The sequence below is a fragment of the Candidatus Phytoplasma phoenicium genome (assembly GCF_001189415.1).
GTDB classification, from domain to species: domain Bacteria; phylum Bacillota_I; class Bacilli_A; order Acholeplasmatales; family Acholeplasmataceae; genus Phytoplasma; species Phytoplasma phoenicium.
Window position 1 is genome coordinate 1 of record NZ_JPSQ01000071.1, and the last position, 1,943, is coordinate 1,943.

General features: G+C 23.6%; 2 protein-coding genes. Both read left to right on the plus strand.

The genetic code is table 11. The features are described from left to right. Positions 1 to 134 precede the first annotated feature (134 nt). Positions 135 to 1,409 (plus strand): serine--tRNA ligase, encoded by a 1,275-nt coding sequence (gene serS / locus AlmWB_RS01655; protein WP_050337430.1) that lies wholly within the window; start codon positions 135 to 137, stop codon positions 1,407 to 1,409. A gap of 64 nt (positions 1,410 to 1,473) precedes the next feature. Further along, on the plus strand, positions 1,474 to 1,827 hold the full coding sequence (locus AlmWB_RS01660; RefSeq protein WP_050337431.1) for a hypothetical protein: 354 nt from the start codon (positions 1,474 to 1,476) through the stop codon (positions 1,825 to 1,827). Positions 1,828 to 1,943 lie beyond the last annotated feature (116 nt).

A 1,943-nucleotide genomic window follows, 5' to 3' on the forward strand; every position in this document is an offset into this window, starting at 1 on the left:
TTATTTTTTTATTTTATTATTTGTTTTAATCTTTTTAAAAACAAATTTTATTTATATTAATTCATTATTATTCATAAAAAATAAATTTTTAGAATTAATTAATTGAAAAATTATCGATCAAAGGAATATTAAGTATGTTAGAACTTAAATTTGTGCTTCAAAACATGAATTTAGTCATCGATAAATTACAAAAAAGACAAGGTGATTTCACTTATCTCCAAGAATTATTAAAGTTAAATCAATTACGTAAGAATTTTTTATCCCAGATAGAGAATTTAAGACAACATAAAAATACTTTTTCTCAATCTATAGAAGAATCTCAACAACAAAATATAATAAATAAGGATTTAATTGAAAAAGAAAAAAATTCTAAAAAAAATTTAAAACAATTAGAAAGCCAACTTTTTATAGTAGAAAAAAAAATTCAACAAATATTAATGAATACTCCAAATGTACCACATGATTCTACACCTTATGGAATTAAACCAGAAGATAATTTAGAAATTTATCGTTCTCCAAAAAATATAAATATTTCTTTCTTTCCAAAAGATCATATAACATTAAATAATAAATTAGGTATTTTAGATTTTGATAGAGCAGCCAAGATTACTGGTAGTAAATTTGTGGTATTAAAAGGGGCAGGCGCGTTACTTGAAAGATCTTTAATTAATTTTATGTTGGATTCTCATGTTAATAATGGGTATAAAGAGATCCTTGCACCTTTTATTGTTAATGAAATGTCAATGTTATCAACAGGTCAATTACCTAAATTTGAAGAAGAATTATTTAAATTAAAATTAACAAAACAAAATTGGTATTTAAATCCTACAGCAGAAGTACCTTTAATAAATTTACACCGACAAGAGGTTTTAAATGTTAACCAATTACCCATTAAATATGTTGGTTATACAACTTGTTTTAGGCAAGAAGCAGGCGCTGCAGGTAAAGAAAATCGTGGTATTTCCCGTCAAAAACAATTTAATAAAATTGAATTAATCCAATTTACAGAACCAAAACAATCTTATTTGATATTAGATAAAATGTTAAAAGACTCTGAAGACATTTTAAAAAAATTAGAATTACCTTATCGTATTGTTATATTATCTTCTGGAGATTTAGGATTTAGTGCTACTAAGACTTATGATATAGAAGTATGGTTACCAGGACAACAAAAATATTTAGAAATAGCTTCTATTAGTAATACTGAAACTTTTCAAGCTTTAAGAGCAAATATTAAATTTATTAAAGATCATAAAACTAAAAAAAAATATGTACATACTTTAAATGGTTCAGCTTTAGCTATAGGAAGGACTTTATTGGCTATTTTAGAAAATTATCAAAATCAAGATGGAAGTATTACAATTCCAAAAGTTTTGCGTCCTTATACAAAAATAGATATAATCAAATAACGATTATATAGTTTTTTTATCTTTTTTATGTTTTTCTTATTAATTTATTTAAAGGAAATGTATTATGAAAAAATTACCATTTAATTTTAAAAATATTAGTATGAAACATTTATTCATGGTTATTATCTTTTATGGTCTAATCATGAGTTTGCAAAATATATTAAGTCGATATCAACAAACAGATGAAAATCATGCTGTGGAAATATTTAGATACATTCCTTTTAACAAATCACTAGATAATTTGGGTAAAATTGAAAAAATACAACCTATTATTGATAAATCAACTTCAAGTTTGATGTTAGTTGTAGATTTCGAACTACCGGGAGGGCAAAAAGTAATTAAAAAATATAGAAATGTTGATGCGATGACATATCAACTAATTGTAGAACAAATGGTTAAATCGATACAAAAAACATAAGCAGCAGCACCTGTCTTCTCGTCATTAAATAAAAAATAATTTTAATTTTTATTTACTTACCTAAATTAAGGCAAAAGAAATTAAATAAATTTTTCTCTATTAATAAGGTTTAAAAA